The sequence below is a fragment of the Neisseria sp. HMSC068C04 genome (assembly GCF_001810105.1).
GTDB classification, from domain to species: domain Bacteria; phylum Pseudomonadota; class Gammaproteobacteria; order Burkholderiales; family Neisseriaceae; genus Neisseria; species Neisseria flavescens_B.
Genome location: NZ_KV799967.1, coordinates 24572 through 41646, shown reverse-complemented (window position 1 = coordinate 41646; position 17075 = coordinate 24572). Strand labels below are relative to the sequence as shown.

Genomic DNA, 17075 nt, shown 5'->3' with positions numbered 1-17075 from the left:
GATTTTGGGGAATTTTGCAAAGGTCTCAGGCCGTTTTCAGACGGCCTTTTTTGCGTATGAGCTTGAGATATCGTATGAAATCTGTTGTAATTCAGTTAATGAGCTTTGAATACCGTTATTCAAAAGTTGGTTTCTTCAACGAATCATGCTTATAATGCGCATTATGAAAAAATACATTCTTCCTATCCTTGCTGTGGCGGCACTTGCCGGTTGTGAATCGATTTATGTTCCAACATTGAAAGAAGTGCCAGTTCGACCAACCAACGTCAAGAAACCTAAGGCTGATTCACAAGTTTCAGCTACCGGTTATCATTTGGCTCCTTCGCATTGGGCAGATGTTTCCAAGATTCATGATGAAGCACGTCGCTTGAGTACACAAGTGAGCCAAGGTAGTCTGACCAAAGTTCAGGCTGCCCAATATTTGAACCGTTTCCGTATCCAACAAGTGGGACGCAACTCTGTCGATGACAGTATGTACGAAGTTTATCTGCGTTCTGCCGTTGACAGCCAACGTGGTGAAATTACTACCGAGCAATCCAAACAATACATCCAAGGCGCTTTGCGCGGTTGGCAGCAACGTTGGAAAAACATGGATACCAAGCCAAGCAATCCTGCGTTTACCAACTTCCTGATGGAAGTTATGGGTATGCAACCTTTGAAATAAAAAAGTCATAAACCGAGAAGGCCGTCTGAATATTCAGGCAGCCTTCTTTTTATATGTATGTGTGTCGTTGAATTCTATTTAATATTATGTTTTTAAAATTTCAAAACAAACAACAGCGTTTTTTCTATTTATTAGCCGTAGCTGTTTTTATTTCGGTCGTTATGGTTATATGGTCTTATGCATGGTCGAAATATTTTGATTTAGGAGCGAATGAGTCAAGAGAGGCTGTAGAGATTGCAGGATTGAGTCTGTTATTGCAGTTTTTTTTATGCCTACCCTATTTTTGTTGCAAGAGATATATTTTTACTTCTCTTGCGATTACATCGATTATTAATGGAGTATATCTGTATTTGTATTGGATGTCTTCTACGCCTCCCTGTTGCGGAGATATGGGGCAGGGTTTGATTACTATACTGTATATGTTTATTTCAGGTGTATATTTCGTTGTTTCATGTGGGATTATTATTGACTATTTGTATTCTAAGAAGGTTCAAAAAAATAGGAAGTCATCATAAGTTGATATATGATGGAGAAAAGGCCGTCTGAAACCTAGATTTTAGGTTTCAGACGGCCTTTTATTTTGCTGTACTGTGCCGATGCAACACAAGTCTGTCTGTTCTAGTGGTGCACGATATCGCCAGTAATAAGCCTATAAGGTTTTTCGAAGTGAAATTCTTACACTGCGTGAACTAAGGTCAGGGATTCACTCTGGCTGTCGTTAAGGTAGGTGGAAAGTGCAGAGTGATTTTTCATAGGCGATTTAGGTATATTTGAAGAAAAGGTGTGTCCGACTTGTAGTTGAACTTTATCCAATTAAGAATCAAACAGCTTGTCAGCCGCTTGACGGGCTTTCTCTTGAATATCTTCGGTCAGATAGTTTTTCATTTGAGAATAAACCAACGCAATGACGGCAATGTCATCGCTGAAACCAAATGGAATCAGAAGGTCGGGAATGCTGTCGATAGGGCTGAGGAAATAAACCAGTGCACCGACAATAATCATTTTAGCCCGTTTGGGCGTGTGTTCAGATTCCCAAAGGTAATAAAGTGTATAAAGCTGTCGGACGACAGGTTTGCCCAGGCGGCCGGCAAAGCGTCCGAGTTTTTTCATAAAGCCGGATGTATCCAAGTTTCGGCGACGGAAGGAGGGGATGTAGTCTTCCGGATTGGGTGTGTTTTGATGAGGGGAGTGTGTCATGATACAGCCTCCTTATAAGGTATGGAAACATTATTGGTATTGCACTGTATTTTAGTCCATCTAGGAATGAATGAAATGTCTTTGAATGTATAACTATGTAAGAGTAGTGATGATAATGCAATGGTAATAAGTTAGGAATGGCTTATGCCTTTGTAAAGATTAGGTATCAAGAATGAGAATTTATCTCGCAATAGATACAATTCTCAAATCATAATGATGTTATCGTAAGTGCTTTGATGGGGAGATGGCTTAATTGCAGGAAAGTAACAAAAAAGGCTAAGCACACAAAAAAAAATCTAAGAATGATTGTTTGATTTTATTAGTTTTTTGGTAAAAATCATTAGAGCATTTATAAATTGCACTGTTCAAAATGAGATAAAACAGGTAAATTATGGTTTATGTAGCTTATTGTAGTGCTGAGCTATAGGTTTTGAGCTGATAATAAATCTAGAGGAACTGACCATGTCCGCCAAATCACGCCCGGTATTTTTGGAAATTCCGAATATCCGATTGCCCATACCGGGGATTGTATCTATTCTTCACCGTATCAGCGGCGTCGGCTTATTTGTGATGCTGCCTGTTCTCTTGTATTTCTTCTCCGGAACGCTGGATCGCGAAGCGTCGTTTGAAGCATATCGTTCTGCTATCTCCAATCCGTTTGTGAAGCTGATTCTTATCGGTCTGTTGTGGGCATATCTGCACCACTTTTTTGCCGGTATCCGCTTTCTGTTTTTGGATGTGCATAAAGGCTTGGAATTAAATACTGCACGTGCTACTGCTAAAGTTGTATTTGCTTCTGCTTTGATTCTGACCGTCGTTTTGGGAGCTTTGTTATGGTAGAGCGTAAATTGACAGGTGCGCATTACGGTTTGCGCGATTGGGCAATGCAACGTGCAACTGCGGTCATCATGCTGGTGTATACCGTGGTTCTTTTGGTTGTTTTGTTTACGTTGCCTAAAGAATATTCGGCATGGCAGGCATTTTTTGATCAGACCTGGGTGAAAATATTTACCCAAGTGAGCTTCTTGGCTGTATTCCTGCATGCATGGGTAGGTATCCGCGATTTGTGGATGGACTACATTAAGCCTTTCGGCGTACGTTTGTTTTTACAAGTTGCCACCATCGTTTGGTTGGTAGGCTGCTTGGTGTATTCAGTTAAAGTAATTTGGGGGTAAATATGGGTTTTCCTGTTCGCAAGTTTGATGCCGTGATTGTTGGCGGTGGTGGTGCAGGTTTACGCGCAGCCCTCCAATTGTCTAAATCCGGCCTGAATTGTGCTGTTTTGTCTAAAGTGTTCCCAACCCGTTCTCATACTGTAGCGGCTCAAGGCGGTATTTCTGCTTCATTGGGTAATGTGCAGGAAGACCGTTGGGATTGGCATATGTACGATACTGTGAAAGGTTCCGACTGGTTGGGCGACCAAGATGCGATTGAGTTTATGTGTCGCGCAGCGCCTGAAGCCGTAATTGAGTTGGAACACATGGGTATGCCTTTCGACCGTGTGGAAAGCGGTAAAATCTACCAACGTCCTTTCGGCGGCCATACTGCCGAACACGGTAAACGCGCGGTAGAACGTGCATGTGCGGTTGCCGACCGTACCGGTCATGCGATGTTGCATACTTTGTACCAACAAAACGTCCGTGCCAATACACAATTCTTTGTGGAATGGACGGCGCAAGATTTGATTCGTGATGAAAACGGCGACGTAGTCGGTGTAACCGCCATGGAAATGGAAACCGGCGAAGTTTATATTTTCCACGCTAAAGCTGTGATGTTTGCTACCGGTGGCGGTGGTCGTATTTATGCTTCTTCTACCAATGCTTATATGAATACCGGTGACGGTTTGGGTATTTGTGCCCGTGCAGGTATTCCGTTGGAAGACATGGAATTCTGGCAATTCCACCCGACCGGTGTAGCCGGTGCCGGTGTATTGATTACCGAGGGTGTACGCGGTGAGGGCGGTATTCTGTTGAATGCCGATGGCGAACGCTTTATGGAACGTTACGCTCCGACTGTAAAAGACTTGGCTTCCCGTGACGTGGTTTCCCGTGCGATGGCAATGGAAATTTACGAAGGTCGCGGCTGCGGTAAAAACAAAGACCACGTTTTGCTGAAAATCGACCATATCGGCGCAGAAAAAATTATGGAAAAACTGCCGGGCATCCGTGAGATTTCCATTCAGTTTGCCGGTATCGACCCGATTAAAGACCCGATTCCTGTTGTACCGACTACCCACTACATGATGGGTGGTATTCCGACCAACTACCATGGCGAAGTTGTCGTTCCGCAAGGTGAAGATTACGAAGTGCCTGTAAAAGGTCTATATGCGGCAGGTGAGTGCGCTTGTGCTTCTGTACACGGTGCGAACCGCTTGGGTACTAACTCCCTGTTGGACTTGGTGGTATTTGGTAAAGCTGCCGGCGACAGTATGATTAAATTCATCAAAGAGCAAAGCGACTGGAAACCTCTGCCTGCTAATGCCGGTGAGTTGACCCGCCAACGTATCGAGCGTTTGGACAACCAAACCGATGGTGAAAACGTTGATGCATTGCGTCGCGAGCTGCAACGCTCCGTACAACTGCACGCCGGTGTGTTCCGTACCGATGAGATTCTGAGCAAAGGCGTTCGAGAAATCATGGCGATTGCCGAGCGCGTGAAACGTACTGAAATCAAAGACAAGAGCAAAGTGTGGAATACTGCGCGTATCGAAGCTTTGGAATTGGATAATCTGATTGAAGTAGCGAAAGCGACTTTGGTGTCCGCCGAAGCGCGTAAAGAATCGCGTGGCGCACACGCTTCAGACGATCATCCTGAGCGCGATGACGAAAACTGGATGAAACATACCCTGTATCATTCAGATACCAATACTTTGTCTTACAAACCGGTACATACCAAGCCTTTGAGCGTGGAATACATCAAACCGGCTAAACGCGTTTATTGATGAGGTTTCAGACGGCCTTTACCTTAAAGGCCGTCTGAAACCTAACCATACCCACATTGAACTGCTTGAATTCATAATACAAAATCATTGGGCAGTTTATGAGAAAAGGAACACTTCTCATGGAAAAAATGAGTTTTGAAATTTACCGTTACAACCCGGACGTTGATGCCAAACCTTATATGCAACGTTACGAGTTGGAATTGGAGCCAACCGACGTTAAACTTTTGGACGCTTTGGTGCGCCTGAAAGCACAAGACGATACATTGTCTTTCCGCCGTTCTTGCCGCGAAGGTATTTGCGGCTCTGACGGTATGAACATCAACGGCAAAAACGGCTTGGCATGTCTGACTGACCTGCGCGGCCTGAAACAGCCGGTTAAAATCCGTCCTCTGCCAGGTCTGCCTGTTATCCGCGACCTGATTGTGGATATGACCCAATTCTTCAAACAATATCACTCCATCAAACCTTACGTTGTCAACGATAATCCTATCGATGCGGACAAAGAGCGTCTGCAAACTCAGGAAGAGCGTAAAGAGTTGGACGGTTTGTACGAATGTATTTTGTGCGCCTGCTGTTCGACTGCCTGCCCGTCATTCTGGTGGAACCCTGATAAATTCGTTGGCCCGTCCGGTTTGCTGAATGCTTACCGTTTCATTGCGGATAGCCGTGATACCATCACTAATGAGCGTTTGGATAATCTGAACGACCCATACCGTTTGTTCCGTTGCCACACCATTATGAACTGCGTAGACGTATGTCCTAAACACTTGAATCCGACCCGAGCCATCGGTAAGATTAAAGAGATTATGTTGAAACGAGCCGTTTAAGAAATGATGGTTTTTGACGATATTGCCAAACGGAAAATCCGTTTTCAAACCCGCCGGGGATTGTTGGAATTAGACTTAATCTTCGGCAGGTTTATGGAAAAAGAATTCGAGCACCTGAGTGATCAGGAGTTGTCCGAATTTTCCGAAATCCTAGAATTTCAAGACCAAGAGTTGCTTGCCTTGATTAACGGACATTCGGCGACGGACAAGAAACACCTGATTCCCATGCTTGAAAAAATCAGACAGGCATGACGTGTTATAGAGCTTGTTTGCGATGCCAATCCGAACAAGCTCTTTCCATACTGAGGCCGTCTGAAAAAAGGACCGTGCCGCTTAGGCGGCAACGAAAGCCCCAACTTACAAAGGAGTTTAAGAATGTCTAAATCAGTCAAGCTCACCACCCCAAATCAAGAGACCTTGGAACTGCCAGTATTGGAAGCAAGTATCGGCCATGATGTGGTTGATATCCGTGCGTTGACAAAAAATACAGGTCTGTTTTCCTTCGATCCAGGATTCGTGTCGACTGCAAGTTGCGAATCCAAAATCACTTATATTGATGGCGATGAAGGTCTGTTGTATTACCGTGGTTATCCTATCGAGCAGCTGGCCGAAAAATCTGATTACTTGGAAGTTTGCTATCTGTTGATTTACGGCGAACTGCCTACCCCTGAACAGAAAAAAGAATTTGATGCCACAGTCAGCCGCCATACTATGCTGCATGAGCAGTTGACTTGGTTCTTCCGCGGTTTCCGTCGCGATGCGCACCCGATGGCGATGATGGTTGGCGTGGTTGGCGCTTTGTCTGCTTTCTACCAAGACAGCTTGGATATTGCCAATCCTGAGCACCGCAAAATTGCGATTTACCGCTTGATCTCCAAAATCCCGACAATTGCGGCAATGTGTTACCGTTATTCCAACGGTCTGCCGTTCAATTATCCAAAAAATAACCTTTCCTATGCTGAAAACTTCTTACACATGATGTTTGCGACACCATGTGAAGAATACAAACCTAATCCAGTATTGGCTCGCGCGCTCGACCGCATCTTTATTTTGCATGCCGACCACGAGCAAAACGCTTCTACTTCGACTGTACGTTTGGCCGGTTCTTCAGGCGCGAATCCATTTGCCTGTATCGCTGCCGGTATCGCCTGTCTGTGGGGTGCTTCACACGGCGGTGCAAACGAAGCTGTGTTGAAAATGCTGGACGAAATCGGCGATGTATCTAATGTTGCCGCATACATGGAAGGTGTGAAACAACGCAAATACCGTCTGATGGGCTTCGGTCACCGCGTATACCGCAATATGGACCCACGAGCCAACATCATGCGCGAAACCTGCTATGAAGTCTTGAAAGAATTGGGTTTGGAAGACAGTCCTAAATTCAAGCTGGCGATGGAATTGGAACAAATTGCACTGAAAGATCCGTTCTTTGTTGAACGCAAGCTGTATCCAAACGTCGATTTCTACTCCGGTATCGTCTTGTCCGCATTGGGCATTCCAACTGAAATGTTTACCGTTATTTTCGCATTGTCGCGCAGTGTAGGTTGGATTTCTCATTGGCATGAAATGATTAGCGATCCGGCACTGAAAATCGGTCGCCCACGTCAACTGTATACCGGTGCAGAGCGTCGCGATTACGTTCCGGTAGATAAACGCTAATAGACAATACATTAATATATTGTTGAAAAGTCGTTTGAAAAAATCGAATTGCCGTTTTCAATGAGGTTGGTCGTAATTAATTAAGTTGATAGCAGGTAATTTGATTTGAAATAGGGTAGAATAAAGTGTCATTTCAGACGGCCTGAATTCCGTTCGGAGAACACGGGATTCTACCCTTTGTTTATATTTTAAAGAAAAGAGCTCACGCCATGATGGACGAAAAACTCAATTTCTCTTATCTGTTTGGTTCTAATGCGCCATACATCGAGGAGTTGTATGAAAAGTTTCTGGATAATCCGGAATCTGTCGATGAAAAATGGAAACAGTACTTTACCGATTTGAGTAAGCAGCCGGGCGCAGTCGCTGTCGATGTTGCCCATACACCGATTCGTGAATCATTTGCCACTTTGGCTAAAAAGAAAATTGCCGCAGCCGTCGCAGGCGGTGTAGATGAGGCAATGATGAAAAAGCAAGTCAGCGTTTTGCGACTGATTTCTGCCTATCGTATCCAAGGCGTGGGTGCAGCCCAACTTGATCCGCTCAAACGTATTCCTCCTCAAAATATCGAAGCGCTCGATCCTAAATTCCACGGTCTGTCAGATGCCGATATGGCGCTTCAGTTCAATATGGGCGAGGGCGATTTTTCCGGTCAGAGCAAACTGCCTCTGTCCCAAATTATCAGCAACCTCAAACAAACCTACTGTGGCCATATCGCGGTAGAGTACATCTACATTCCAAATACCGAAGAGCGTCGTTGGGTTCGCAATTATTTTGAAAGCGTACTGTCTACGCCAAGCTACAACGTTGAACAGAAACGCCGTATCTTGAAAGAAATGACTGCTGCCGAAACTCTGGAACGCTACCTGCATACCAAATATGTCGGCCAAAAACGCTTTGGTGTAGAAGGCGGCGAAAGTGCGATTGCCGGTTTGAACTACCTGATTCAAAATGCCGGTAAAGACGGCGTGGAAGAAGTCATCATCGGTATGGCACACCGTGGCCGTCTGAATGTTTTAGTGAATATTTTGGGCAAAAAACCCAGCGATTTGTTCGCTGAGTTTGAAGGCCGTGCCGAAATCAAATTGCCTAGCGGCGACGTGAAATACCACATGGGCTTCAGCTCCGATATCGCTACGCCACACGGCCCGATGCACGTTTCTTTGGCATTCAACCCGTCACACTTGGAAATCGTTAACCCAGTAGTGGAAGGTTCTGCGCGCGCCAAACAAAAACGTTTGGGTGAAAACGGTCGCGATAAAGTCTTGCCGGTATTGATTCACGGTGACTCCGCATTTATCGGTTTGGGTGTTAACCAAGCAACATTCAACCTGTCTAAAACACGCGGTTATACCACCGGTGGTACTGTTCACATCGTGATCAACAACCAAATCGGCTTTACGACTTCCGATACCCGCGATACCCGTTCAACCGTACACTGTACCGATATTGCGAAAATGGTTTCTGCTCCGGTTATCCATGTGAACGGCGATGATCCTGAACGCGTTTGCTTTGCCATCCAAGCTGCCTTGGATTACCGCAAAAAATTCCATAAAGACATCGTGGTTGACGTTGTCTGCTACCGTAAATGGGGTCACAACGAGGGCGATGATCCGACCTTGACCCAACCGATGATGTACAAAAAAGTATCGCAACACCCAGGTGCGCGTGCTTTGTACACCGAGCAACTGATTGCCGAAGGCGTGGTAACTCAAGCTGAGGCTGACGGTTACATCCAAGCTTACCGTGATGCTTTGGACAAAGGCGAACATGTTGAACAAACAACTTTGAGTAACTTCCAACGCACACAAATCGACTGGAGCAAATACCAAGGCAAAGATTGGCGCGAACACATCGAAACCGGTTTGCCTGCCGCGGATATTGAGCGCCTTACCGAGAAGTTTACCGCCGTGCCGGAAGGCTTTGCCCTGCATCCGACTGCAAAACGTGTGATTGAAGCGCGTAAAGCCATGGCATCCGGCAAACAAGCCATCGACTGGGGTATGGCAGAAACCTTGGCATATGCAAGCCTGCTGACTAAAGGTTATGGCGTGCGTATCTCCGGTGAGGACTCCGGCCGCGGTACATTCTCACACCGTCATGCAGTATTGCACGATCAAAACCGTGAAAAATGGGACGACGGTACTTATGTTCCTCTGCGCCATATGGGCGAAGGCATGGGCGAGTTCCTGGTTATCGACTCCATTTTGAACGAAGAAGCCGTGATGGCGTTTGAGTACGGCTTTGCCTGCTCCGCACCTGACAAGCTGACCATTTGGGAAGCTCAATTCGGTGACTTCGCCAACGGCGCGCAAGTGACTATTGACCAATTCCTGTCTTCAGGCGAAACCAAATGGGGTCGTTTGTGCGGTCTGACCACCATCCTGCCGCACGGCTACGACGGTCAAGGCCCTGAGCACTCTTCTGCACGCGTAGAACGTTGGTTGCAACTGTGTTCTGAGAACAATATGCAAGTCATCATGCCGTCTGAAGCGTCGCAAATGTTCCACATCTTGCAACGTCAAGTCTTGGGTTCATACCGCAAACCGCTGGTGATTTTCATGTCCAAACGCCTGTTGCGCTTCAAAGGTGCAATGAGCCCGCTGGAAAACTTCACCGAAGGTTCGACCTTCCGTCCGGTTATCGGCGATACTGCTGAACGCGCAAGCAACGACAGCGTGAAACGCGTGGTATTGTGTGCCGGTCAGGTTTACTATGACTTGGAAGCTGGCCGTGCCGAGCGTAAACTGGAAGATGATGTTGCTATCGTCCGCGTTGAGCAGCTGTATCCGTTCCCATACGACGAGGTTAAAGCTGAACTGGCGAAATATCCGAACGCAAAATCTGTGGTTTGGGCGCAAGAAGAGCCGAAAAACCAAGGTGCGTTCTACCAAATCCGCCACCGCATCGAAGACGTTATCAGCGAAGAGCAAAAACTGTCTTATGCTGGTCGTCCAAGCAGCGCATCGCCTGCAGTGGGCTACTCAAGCAAACACATTGCTCAATTGAAACAATTGGTTGAAGACGCTTTGGCGTTGTAAGCCAAGTTGCATTCCGTCTGAGGCTGTTCAGGCGGAATGCCCATATGCAGAATTAAAAACACACAACAGGCCGTCTGAAAGGGCCATTGGAGACACAAAATGATTATTGATGTAAAAGTACCTATGCTGTCTGAAAGCGTATCTGAAGGCACGCTCTTGGAATGGAAGAAAAAAGTTGGCGAAGCAGTTGCCCGTGACGAAATCCTGATCGATATCGAAACTGACAAAGTGGTTTTGGAAGTACCTTCTCCACAAGCCGGCGTATTGGTTGAAATCGTAGCGCAAGACGGTGAGACCGTTGTTGCCGACCAAGTTTTGGCACGTATCGATACAGCTGCTACTGCCGCTGCTGAAGCTCCAGCCGCTGCGCCTGCCGAAGCAGCCCCAGCCGCCGCTCCTGCTGCTGCACAAAATAACGCCGCTATGCCTGCCGCCGCCAAACTGGCTGCTGAGACCGGTGTTGACGTGAACGCATTGCAAGGTTCCGGCCGTGACGGTCGCGTATTGAAAGAAGACGTACAAAATGCCGCTGCCAAACCTGCCGCAGCCGCTGCTCCTGCTGTTGCACTTCCTGCAGGCGCACGTCCTGAAGAACGCGTACCAATGAGCCGCCTGCGTGCCCGTGTTGCAGAACGCCTCCTGGCTTCTCAACAAGAAAACGCTATTTTGACTACATTCAACGAAGTCAACATGAAACCAATCATGGACTTGCGTGCGAAGTACAAAGATAAATTCGAGAAAGAACACGGCGTGAAACTGGGCTTTATGTCCTTCTTCGTTAAAGCCGCTGTTGCCGCCCTGAAAAAATATCCGGTTGTGAATGCTTCTGTTGATGGCAAAGACATCGTTTACCACGGCTACTTCGACATCGGTATCGCGATTGGCAGCCCACGCGGTTTGGTTGTGCCAATCCTGCGTGATGCAGACCAAATGAGCATTGCCGACATCGAACAAGCAATTGTTGATTACGCGAAAAAAGCCAAAGACGGCAAAATCGCTATCGAAGATCTGACCGGCGGTACATTCAGTATTACCAACGGCGGTACTTTCGGTTCTATGATGTCTACCCCGATCATCAACCCGCCTCAATCTGCGATTTTGGGTATGCACGCCACTAAAGAGCGCGCCGTGGTTGAAAACGGTCAAGTTGTTGTCCGTCCAATGATGTATCTGGCTCTGTCTTACGACCACCGTATCATTGACGGCCGCGAAGCTGTATTGACCTTGGTAGCCATTAAAGACGCGTTGGAAGACCCAGCACGCCTGTTGTTGGATCTGTAATCGTTTCAGACGGCCTTTTATTTATTAATGAAAAGGCCGTCTGAATTTTTATTTAGATGTAGCGTAATGTAGTATCGTGCTACAATAGGCTCAACAAACGATTGAGGCCGTCTGAAACATTTGATTCGAATGAATCGGCAGATATGGACTTTCAGACGGCCTTTTCTTAAAACCATCAAAACGCAGTCATTCAAAATAAAAAAGAAACAAAAAGTATCGTTTTTATTTTGAGATACTGCAAAAGCAAAGGATGACACGATGTCTCAATATGATGTAGTAGTGATTGGTGCAGGCCCGGGCGGATACGTTGCCGCCATCCGTGCCGCGCAACTGGGTTTCAAAACCGCTTGCGTCGATGCAGGCGTTAACAAAGCAGGCAATGCCCCTGCATTGGGCGGTACTTGCTTGAATGTAGGTTGTATCCCTTCCAAAGCCCTGTTGCAATCCAGCGAACATTTTCACGCTGCGCAACACGATTTTGCCGAACACGGTATCACTGTCGGCGACGTAAAATTCGACGCGGCCAAAATGATTGAGCGCAAAGATGCCATCGTGACCAAGCTGACCGGCGGCGTGAAATTCCTGTTCCAAAAAAACAAAGTAACCAGCCTGTTCGGTACTGCTTCCTTTGCCGGTAAAAATGGCGATGCTTACCAAATCGAAGTCGATAACAAAGGCGAGAAAACCGTTATCGAAGCCAAACACGTCATCGTAGCGACTGGTTCCGTACCGCGTCCGCTGCTACAAGTTGCTATCGACAACGTGAACGTATTGGACAACGAAGGCGCATTGAACTTGACCGAAGTGCCTGCCAAACTCGGCGTGATCGGTTCCGGCGTGATTGGTCTGGAAATGGGTTCCGTATGGAACCGCGTGGGCGCAGAAGTTACCATTCTTGAAGCCGCGCCGACCTTCCTGGCTGCCGCCGACCAACAAATCGCCAAAGAAGCCTTCAAATACTTCACTAAAGAGCAAGGCTTGAGCATTGAATTGGGCGTGAAAATCGGCGACATCAAATCTGAAGGCAAAGGCGTTTCCGTTGCTTACGAAACTGCTGCCGGCGAAGCCAAAACCGAAGTATTCGACAAACTGATCGTTGCCATCGGCCGTATTCCAAACACCAAAGGCCTGAACGCCGAAGCCGTAGGCCTGGAAAAAGACGAGCGCGGCTTCATCAAGGTAGATGGCGAATGCCGTACCAACCTGCCTAACGTATGGGCAATCGGCGACGTGGTTCGCGGCCCGATGTTGGCACACAAAGCCAGCGATGAAGGCGTTGCCGTTGCAGAGCGCATTGCCGGTCAAAAACCGCATATCGACTTCAACAACGTACCGTTCGTGATTTACACCGACCCTGAAATCGCTTGGGTGGGTAAAACCGAAGAGCAGCTCAAAGCTGAAGGTGTGGAGTACAAAAAAGGTACTTCAGGTTTCGGTGCAAACGGTCGCGCATTGGCAATGGGCAAAGCCAAAGGTACGGTTAAAGTATTGGCAGATGCCAAAACCGACCGCATCTTGGGCGTACACATGATCGGCCCGGTTGTCAGCGAATTGGTTACCGAAGGCGTGACTGCGCTCGAATTCTTCGCCAGCAGCGAAGACATCGCCCGCATTATCCATGCTCACCCAACCTTGTCCGAAGTGGTTCACGAAGCTGCATTGGCGGCCGACAAACGCGCTTTGCACGGTTGATAGACATTAAGGCCGTCTGAAACTTTTCAGACGGCCTTAAGGCCTTCGACAAATTGAATGTTCCGAGAGCTTCGTTTTCTGATTTATAATTCCGTTAGACAAACAAACAGCATTTACATTCATTATGAACAAAGAAATAGTCGGTATTTTCTTTATACCGATGGGCATTATCAGCATGTGTATGGCCGCATTGTGGCAGATGTATGTGATGATGACCGAAACTTATACGCTCAACCGTTTCAAAGATAAAGAATTGGTTTGGCGCGTGGCATTGTTGTTTATCAGTTTCAGCCTTGCCGTTTATCTGCTCTGCCCGAATTCGCGTAAAAAAGGCATCGTCTTTTTTATTCTCGGGGGAGGCGGTGCAGCCATGTATCTGCTGGCGCGGATGTGGTTGCCCTTCAGTAAATAGTAGGGCCGTCTGAAAATATGGGATTGGCCGCAGGGCGATTCCTAAAACCCACTCACCTTAAGGAGAAATCCATGAATTTACACGAGTATCAGGCTAAAGAACTGCTGGCTAGCTACGGTTTGCCCGTACAAGGCGGTATTTTGGCACACAACGGCGAAGAAGCCGCTGCAGCTTACGACAAATTGGGCGGCAAATTCGCTGTTGTCAAAGCACAAGTACACGCCGGCGGCCGCGGTAAAGCGGGCGGCGTAAAAGTCGTTAAAAGCCGCGAAGAAGCTAAAGAAGTGGCTGAAAGCCTGATTGGCACCAACTTGGTAACTTACCAAACCGATGCCAACGGCCAACCTGTCAACAGCGTTTTGGTTTGCGAAGACATGTATCCTGTTCAAACCGAGCTGTACTTGGGTGCAGTGGTTGACCGTTCTACCCGCCGCATTACATTCATGGCTTCTACCGAAGGCGGCGTAGAAATCGAAAAAGTTGCTGCCGAAACTCCTGAAAAAATCTTCAAAGTAACCGTTGATCCGCTGGTCGGCCTGCAACCTTGCCAAGCTCGCGAAGTTGCGTTCCAACTGGGCTTGAAAGACAAACAAATCAACGAGTTCGTCAAACTGATGACTGGTGCGTACAAAGCGTTTGTCGAAAACGACTTCGCCCTGTTTGAAGTAAACCCACTGGCAGTTCGCGAAAACGGCGCACTGGCTTGCGTGGACGGCAAAATCGGCATCGACAGCAACGCGCTCTACCGCCTGCCAAAAATCGCCGAATTGCGCGACAAATCCCAAGAAAACGAACGTGAGCTGAAAGCTTCTGAATTCGACCTGAACTATGTTGCCCTGGAAGGCAACATCGGCTGTATGGTGAACGGTGCCGGTTTGGCGATGGCTACTATGGACATCATCAAACTGAAAGGCGGCCAACCTGCCAACTTCTTGGACGTTGGTGGCGGCGCAACCAAAGACCGCGTGGTTGAAGCGTTCAAACTGATTTTGGAAGATAAATCCGTTAAAGGCGTATTGATCAACATCTTCGGCGGTATCGTACGTTGCGACATGATTGCGGAAGCCATTGTGGCAGCCGTTAAAGAAATCAACGTCAACGTTCCTGTCGTTGTTCGTTTGGAAGGTAACAACGCCGAACTCGGCGCGAAAATCCTGAACGAATCAGGTCTGAAACTGACTTCTGCAGACGGCCTGAATGACGCAGCCGAAAAAATTGTTGCAGCCGTAAACGCCTAAGGAGAAAAGAATGAGCGTATTGATTAATAAAGACACCAAAGTATTGGTTCAAGGTTTCACCGGTAAAAACGGTACTTTCCACTCCGAACAAGCTCTGGCTTACGGCACTAAAGTTGTCGGCGGCGTTACCCCGGGTAAAGGCGGTCAAACCCACCTGAACCTGCCTGTATTCAACACCATGAAAGAAGCCGTTAAAGAAACTGGCGCTGACGCATCTGTAATTTACGTTCCAGCTCCGTTTGTTTTGGACTCTATCGTTGAAGCTGTTGATTCAGGCGTAGGCTTGGTCGTTGTGATTACCGAAGGCGTGCCTACTTTGGACATGCTCAAAGCCAAACGTTACTTGGAAACCAACGGCAACGGTACCCGCTTGGTCGGCCCTAACTGCCCGGGCGTGATTACTCCGGGTGAGTGCAAAATCGGTATTATGCCGGGCCACATCCACACTCCGGGCCGCATCGGTATTATTTCCCGTTCCGGTACATTGACTTACGAAGCTGTGGCACAAACCACCAAACTGGGCTTGGGTCAATCAACCTGTATCGGTATCGGCGGCGACCCGATTCCTGGTATGAACCAAATCGACGCACTGAAACTCTTCCAAGAAGACCCAGATACCGACGCCATCATCATGATCGGTGAAATCGGCGGTACTGCGGAAGAAGAAGCAGCCGAATACATCCAATCCAACGTAACCAAACCTGTTGTAGGTTACATCGCAGGTGTTACCGCTCCTAAAGGCAAACGTATGGGCCACGCCGGTGCGATTATCTCTGGTGGTAAAGGTACTGCCGAAGAAAAATTCGCCGCTTTCGAAAAAGCCGGTATCGCTTACACCCGCAGTCCTGCCGAGTTGGGCACTACCATGCTGGAAGTGTTGAAAGCAAAAGGTTTGGCATAAGACTTAAGTCTTTAAGCTGAATTGAAAAGGCCGTCTGAAGTTTTCAGACGGCCTTTTTTAAATTCCATTGGGTTGTTTTCAGAATAAGCACTTAATTTTATTTAAATTAACGTTTATTTTGGAATAAACGGTTATAATTTATTAACAGATAAACAGTCTGTAACCATATCAATCTGTATCAAGGAGAAAAGCATGAAAAAACACGATTTTGAAGCACGTCGCGAGGCTTTGCTGAAAGACATCCGAGAAGTGATGGATGATGTGGAAGAATTGTACCGCAATGGTGTTGAAGCCGGTTCGGAAGAGGGCAGCAAAGCCCGAGCCAAATTGGAAGAAAAATTGGCTGTGGCCAAAGAGCGTTTGAGCCGTTTTGAAGAAGAAGCCGGCGAGCGTTTGCGCCATCATGCCGAGCGTGCGCGTGAAAAATACGAGCAGTTTGAAGAAGTGGCTCAGGAGCGTTTGAAAGAAGGCAAAGAGCGTTTTGCCGAATTTGAAGCCGATGCAGGTGCGCGTTTGAAACGCGGTGCCAAACATGCTGATGAAGTGGTGCATGAAAAACCATACTATGCGATGGGTTTTGCCGCATTGGCCGGTTTGGTTGTCGGTGTGTTGTTGAACCGCCGTTAATGTGAATATGTTAAGGCCGTCTGAACAGGCGTGCACATGAAATCATGGATTTCATTGCGCCGTGCAGACGGCCTCTGCCTTATGTTTTCCTGAAAAAAAGGATAGTTAAGATGGGAATTCGCCAACGTTTTGAACATGGCAAGGCTTTGTTGAATCAGGGCGCGGATTTGCTGTTGCTGCGTTTGCAGGTATTGAGCTTGGATTTGACGCGTCAGGCGGAGAATGTGTTCCGGTTGGTGATTTGGCTGGTATTGTCTGGCGCGCTGTTGATGGTGGGCTTGGTCGGTTTGCTGTTCGGTTTGAACCGCGTGCTGACGGATGTTGCGGCTTTGTGGGTGTTTTTCGGCATTTTCTTCGCGAGCCTGCTGATTATTGCCGTATTGTTCCGCAAAGTATCGGCAGATTATCGGGAACAGGGCAGCCGTGTGGCTGAAACCTTGCAGGATATTCGGTCGGATATTGCGTATTTGCGCGGTGAGATAGACAAGGATGCGGATGATGAAGCAACAGGTGCATAGAGTTTTCTAAGAATACTAGAACAGGTCAATTTTATTACAAATACCGTCATAGATAGACATAAAAATATTCTCGTAGCTTT

16 protein-coding genes are annotated in these 17075 nt (G+C 47.4%); 15 read left to right on the top strand and 1 reads right to left on the bottom strand.

Going from position 1 to position 17075, the window contains the following annotated elements:
• The first annotated feature begins 154 nt into the window (after nucleotides 1-154).
• Complete coding sequence (locus HMPREF2700_RS07725; protein WP_049344413.1) at nucleotides 155-664, top strand: membrane lipoprotein lipid attachment site-containing protein; 510 nt, start codon at nucleotides 155-157, stop codon at nucleotides 662-664.
• 813 nt (nucleotides 665-1477) lie between these two features.
• On the opposite strand, the gene HMPREF2700_RS07720 is transcribed toward HMPREF2700_RS07725, so the two are convergent.
• Complete coding sequence (locus HMPREF2700_RS07720) at nucleotides 1478-1861, bottom strand: YkvA family protein (protein ID WP_070591357.1); 384 nt, start codon at nucleotides 1859-1861, stop codon at nucleotides 1478-1480.
• 462 nt (nucleotides 1862-2323) lie between these two features.
• On the opposite strand from HMPREF2700_RS07720, the gene sdhC reads away from it, so the two are divergent.
• The 14 genes from sdhC to HMPREF2700_RS07650 all read left to right on the top strand — a co-directional run bounded on the left by sdhC (nucleotide 2324) and on the right by HMPREF2700_RS07650 (nucleotide 16995).
• Nucleotides 2324-2701: a succinate dehydrogenase, cytochrome b556 subunit gene (sdhC, locus tag HMPREF2700_RS07715; RefSeq protein ID WP_003686156.1), complete on the top strand. Its 378-nt coding sequence runs from the start codon at nucleotides 2324-2326 to the stop codon at nucleotides 2699-2701.
• Nucleotides 2695-3036 (top strand): succinate dehydrogenase, hydrophobic membrane anchor protein, encoded by a 342-nt coding sequence (sdhD, locus tag HMPREF2700_RS07710; RefSeq protein WP_070591356.1) that lies wholly within the window; start codon nucleotides 2695-2697, stop codon nucleotides 3034-3036. The genes sdhC and sdhD overlap by 7 nt, the downstream gene beginning before the upstream one ends.
• A gap of 2 nt (nucleotides 3037-3038) precedes the next feature.
• The gene (gene sdhA, locus HMPREF2700_RS07705; RefSeq protein ID WP_003686011.1) at nucleotides 3039-4802 is read left to right on the top strand and encodes a succinate dehydrogenase flavoprotein subunit; all 1764 of its coding nucleotides are present in this window, start codon (nucleotides 3039-3041) and stop codon (nucleotides 4800-4802) included.
• Nucleotides 4803-4921: 119 nt separating this feature from the next.
• Complete coding sequence (locus HMPREF2700_RS07700) at nucleotides 4922-5629, top strand: succinate dehydrogenase iron-sulfur subunit (protein ID WP_002241462.1); 708 nt, start codon at nucleotides 4922-4924, stop codon at nucleotides 5627-5629.
• Between the two features lie 3 nt (nucleotides 5630-5632).
• Complete coding sequence (locus tag HMPREF2700_RS07695) at nucleotides 5633-5881, top strand: FAD assembly factor SdhE (RefSeq protein WP_003678830.1); 249 nt, start codon at nucleotides 5633-5635, stop codon at nucleotides 5879-5881.
• Between the two features lie 123 nt (nucleotides 5882-6004).
• Nucleotides 6005-7288 carry a citrate synthase gene (gltA, locus tag HMPREF2700_RS07690; protein ID WP_070591354.1) on the top strand — a complete coding sequence of 428 codons (1284 nt, stop codon included), beginning with the start codon at nucleotides 6005-6007 and terminating at the stop codon, nucleotides 7286-7288.
• Between the two features lie 209 nt (nucleotides 7289-7497).
• Nucleotides 7498-10326 (top strand): 2-oxoglutarate dehydrogenase E1 component, encoded by a 2829-nt coding sequence (locus HMPREF2700_RS07685; RefSeq protein WP_070591353.1) that lies wholly within the window; start codon nucleotides 7498-7500, stop codon nucleotides 10324-10326.
• Nucleotides 10327-10425: 99 nt separating this feature from the next.
• Nucleotides 10426-11607 carry a 2-oxoglutarate dehydrogenase complex dihydrolipoyllysine-residue succinyltransferase gene (gene odhB, locus HMPREF2700_RS07680; RefSeq protein WP_063075931.1) on the top strand — a complete coding sequence of 394 codons (1182 nt, stop codon included), beginning with the start codon at nucleotides 10426-10428 and terminating at the stop codon, nucleotides 11605-11607.
• 258 nt (nucleotides 11608-11865) lie between these two features.
• Entirely contained in the window at nucleotides 11866-13299 is a 1434-nt protein-coding gene (lpdA, locus tag HMPREF2700_RS07675) for a dihydrolipoyl dehydrogenase (RefSeq protein ID WP_070591352.1), read from the top strand.
• Between the two features lie 124 nt (nucleotides 13300-13423).
• The gene (locus HMPREF2700_RS07670; protein ID WP_002213751.1) at nucleotides 13424-13711 is read left to right on the top strand and encodes a hypothetical protein; all 288 of its coding nucleotides are present in this window, start codon (nucleotides 13424-13426) and stop codon (nucleotides 13709-13711) included.
• A gap of 17 nt (nucleotides 13712-13728) precedes the next feature.
• Nucleotides 13729-14949: an ADP-forming succinate--CoA ligase subunit beta gene (gene sucC, locus HMPREF2700_RS07665; RefSeq protein WP_349267193.1), complete on the top strand. Its 1221-nt coding sequence runs from the start codon at nucleotides 13729-13731 to the stop codon at nucleotides 14947-14949.
• Between the two features lie 10 nt (nucleotides 14950-14959).
• Complete coding sequence (gene sucD, locus HMPREF2700_RS07660; protein WP_002221113.1) at nucleotides 14960-15850, top strand: succinate--CoA ligase subunit alpha; 891 nt, start codon at nucleotides 14960-14962, stop codon at nucleotides 15848-15850.
• A gap of 192 nt (nucleotides 15851-16042) precedes the next feature.
• On the top strand, nucleotides 16043-16477 hold the full coding sequence (locus HMPREF2700_RS07655; protein WP_070591347.1) for an ElaB/YgaM/YqjD family protein: 435 nt from the start codon (nucleotides 16043-16045) through the stop codon (nucleotides 16475-16477).
• Between the two features lie 110 nt (nucleotides 16478-16587).
• Nucleotides 16588-16995: a phage holin family protein gene (locus HMPREF2700_RS07650; RefSeq protein ID WP_070591345.1), complete on the top strand. Its 408-nt coding sequence runs from the start codon at nucleotides 16588-16590 to the stop codon at nucleotides 16993-16995.
• The last annotated feature ends 80 nt before the right edge of the window (nucleotides 16996-17075 follow it).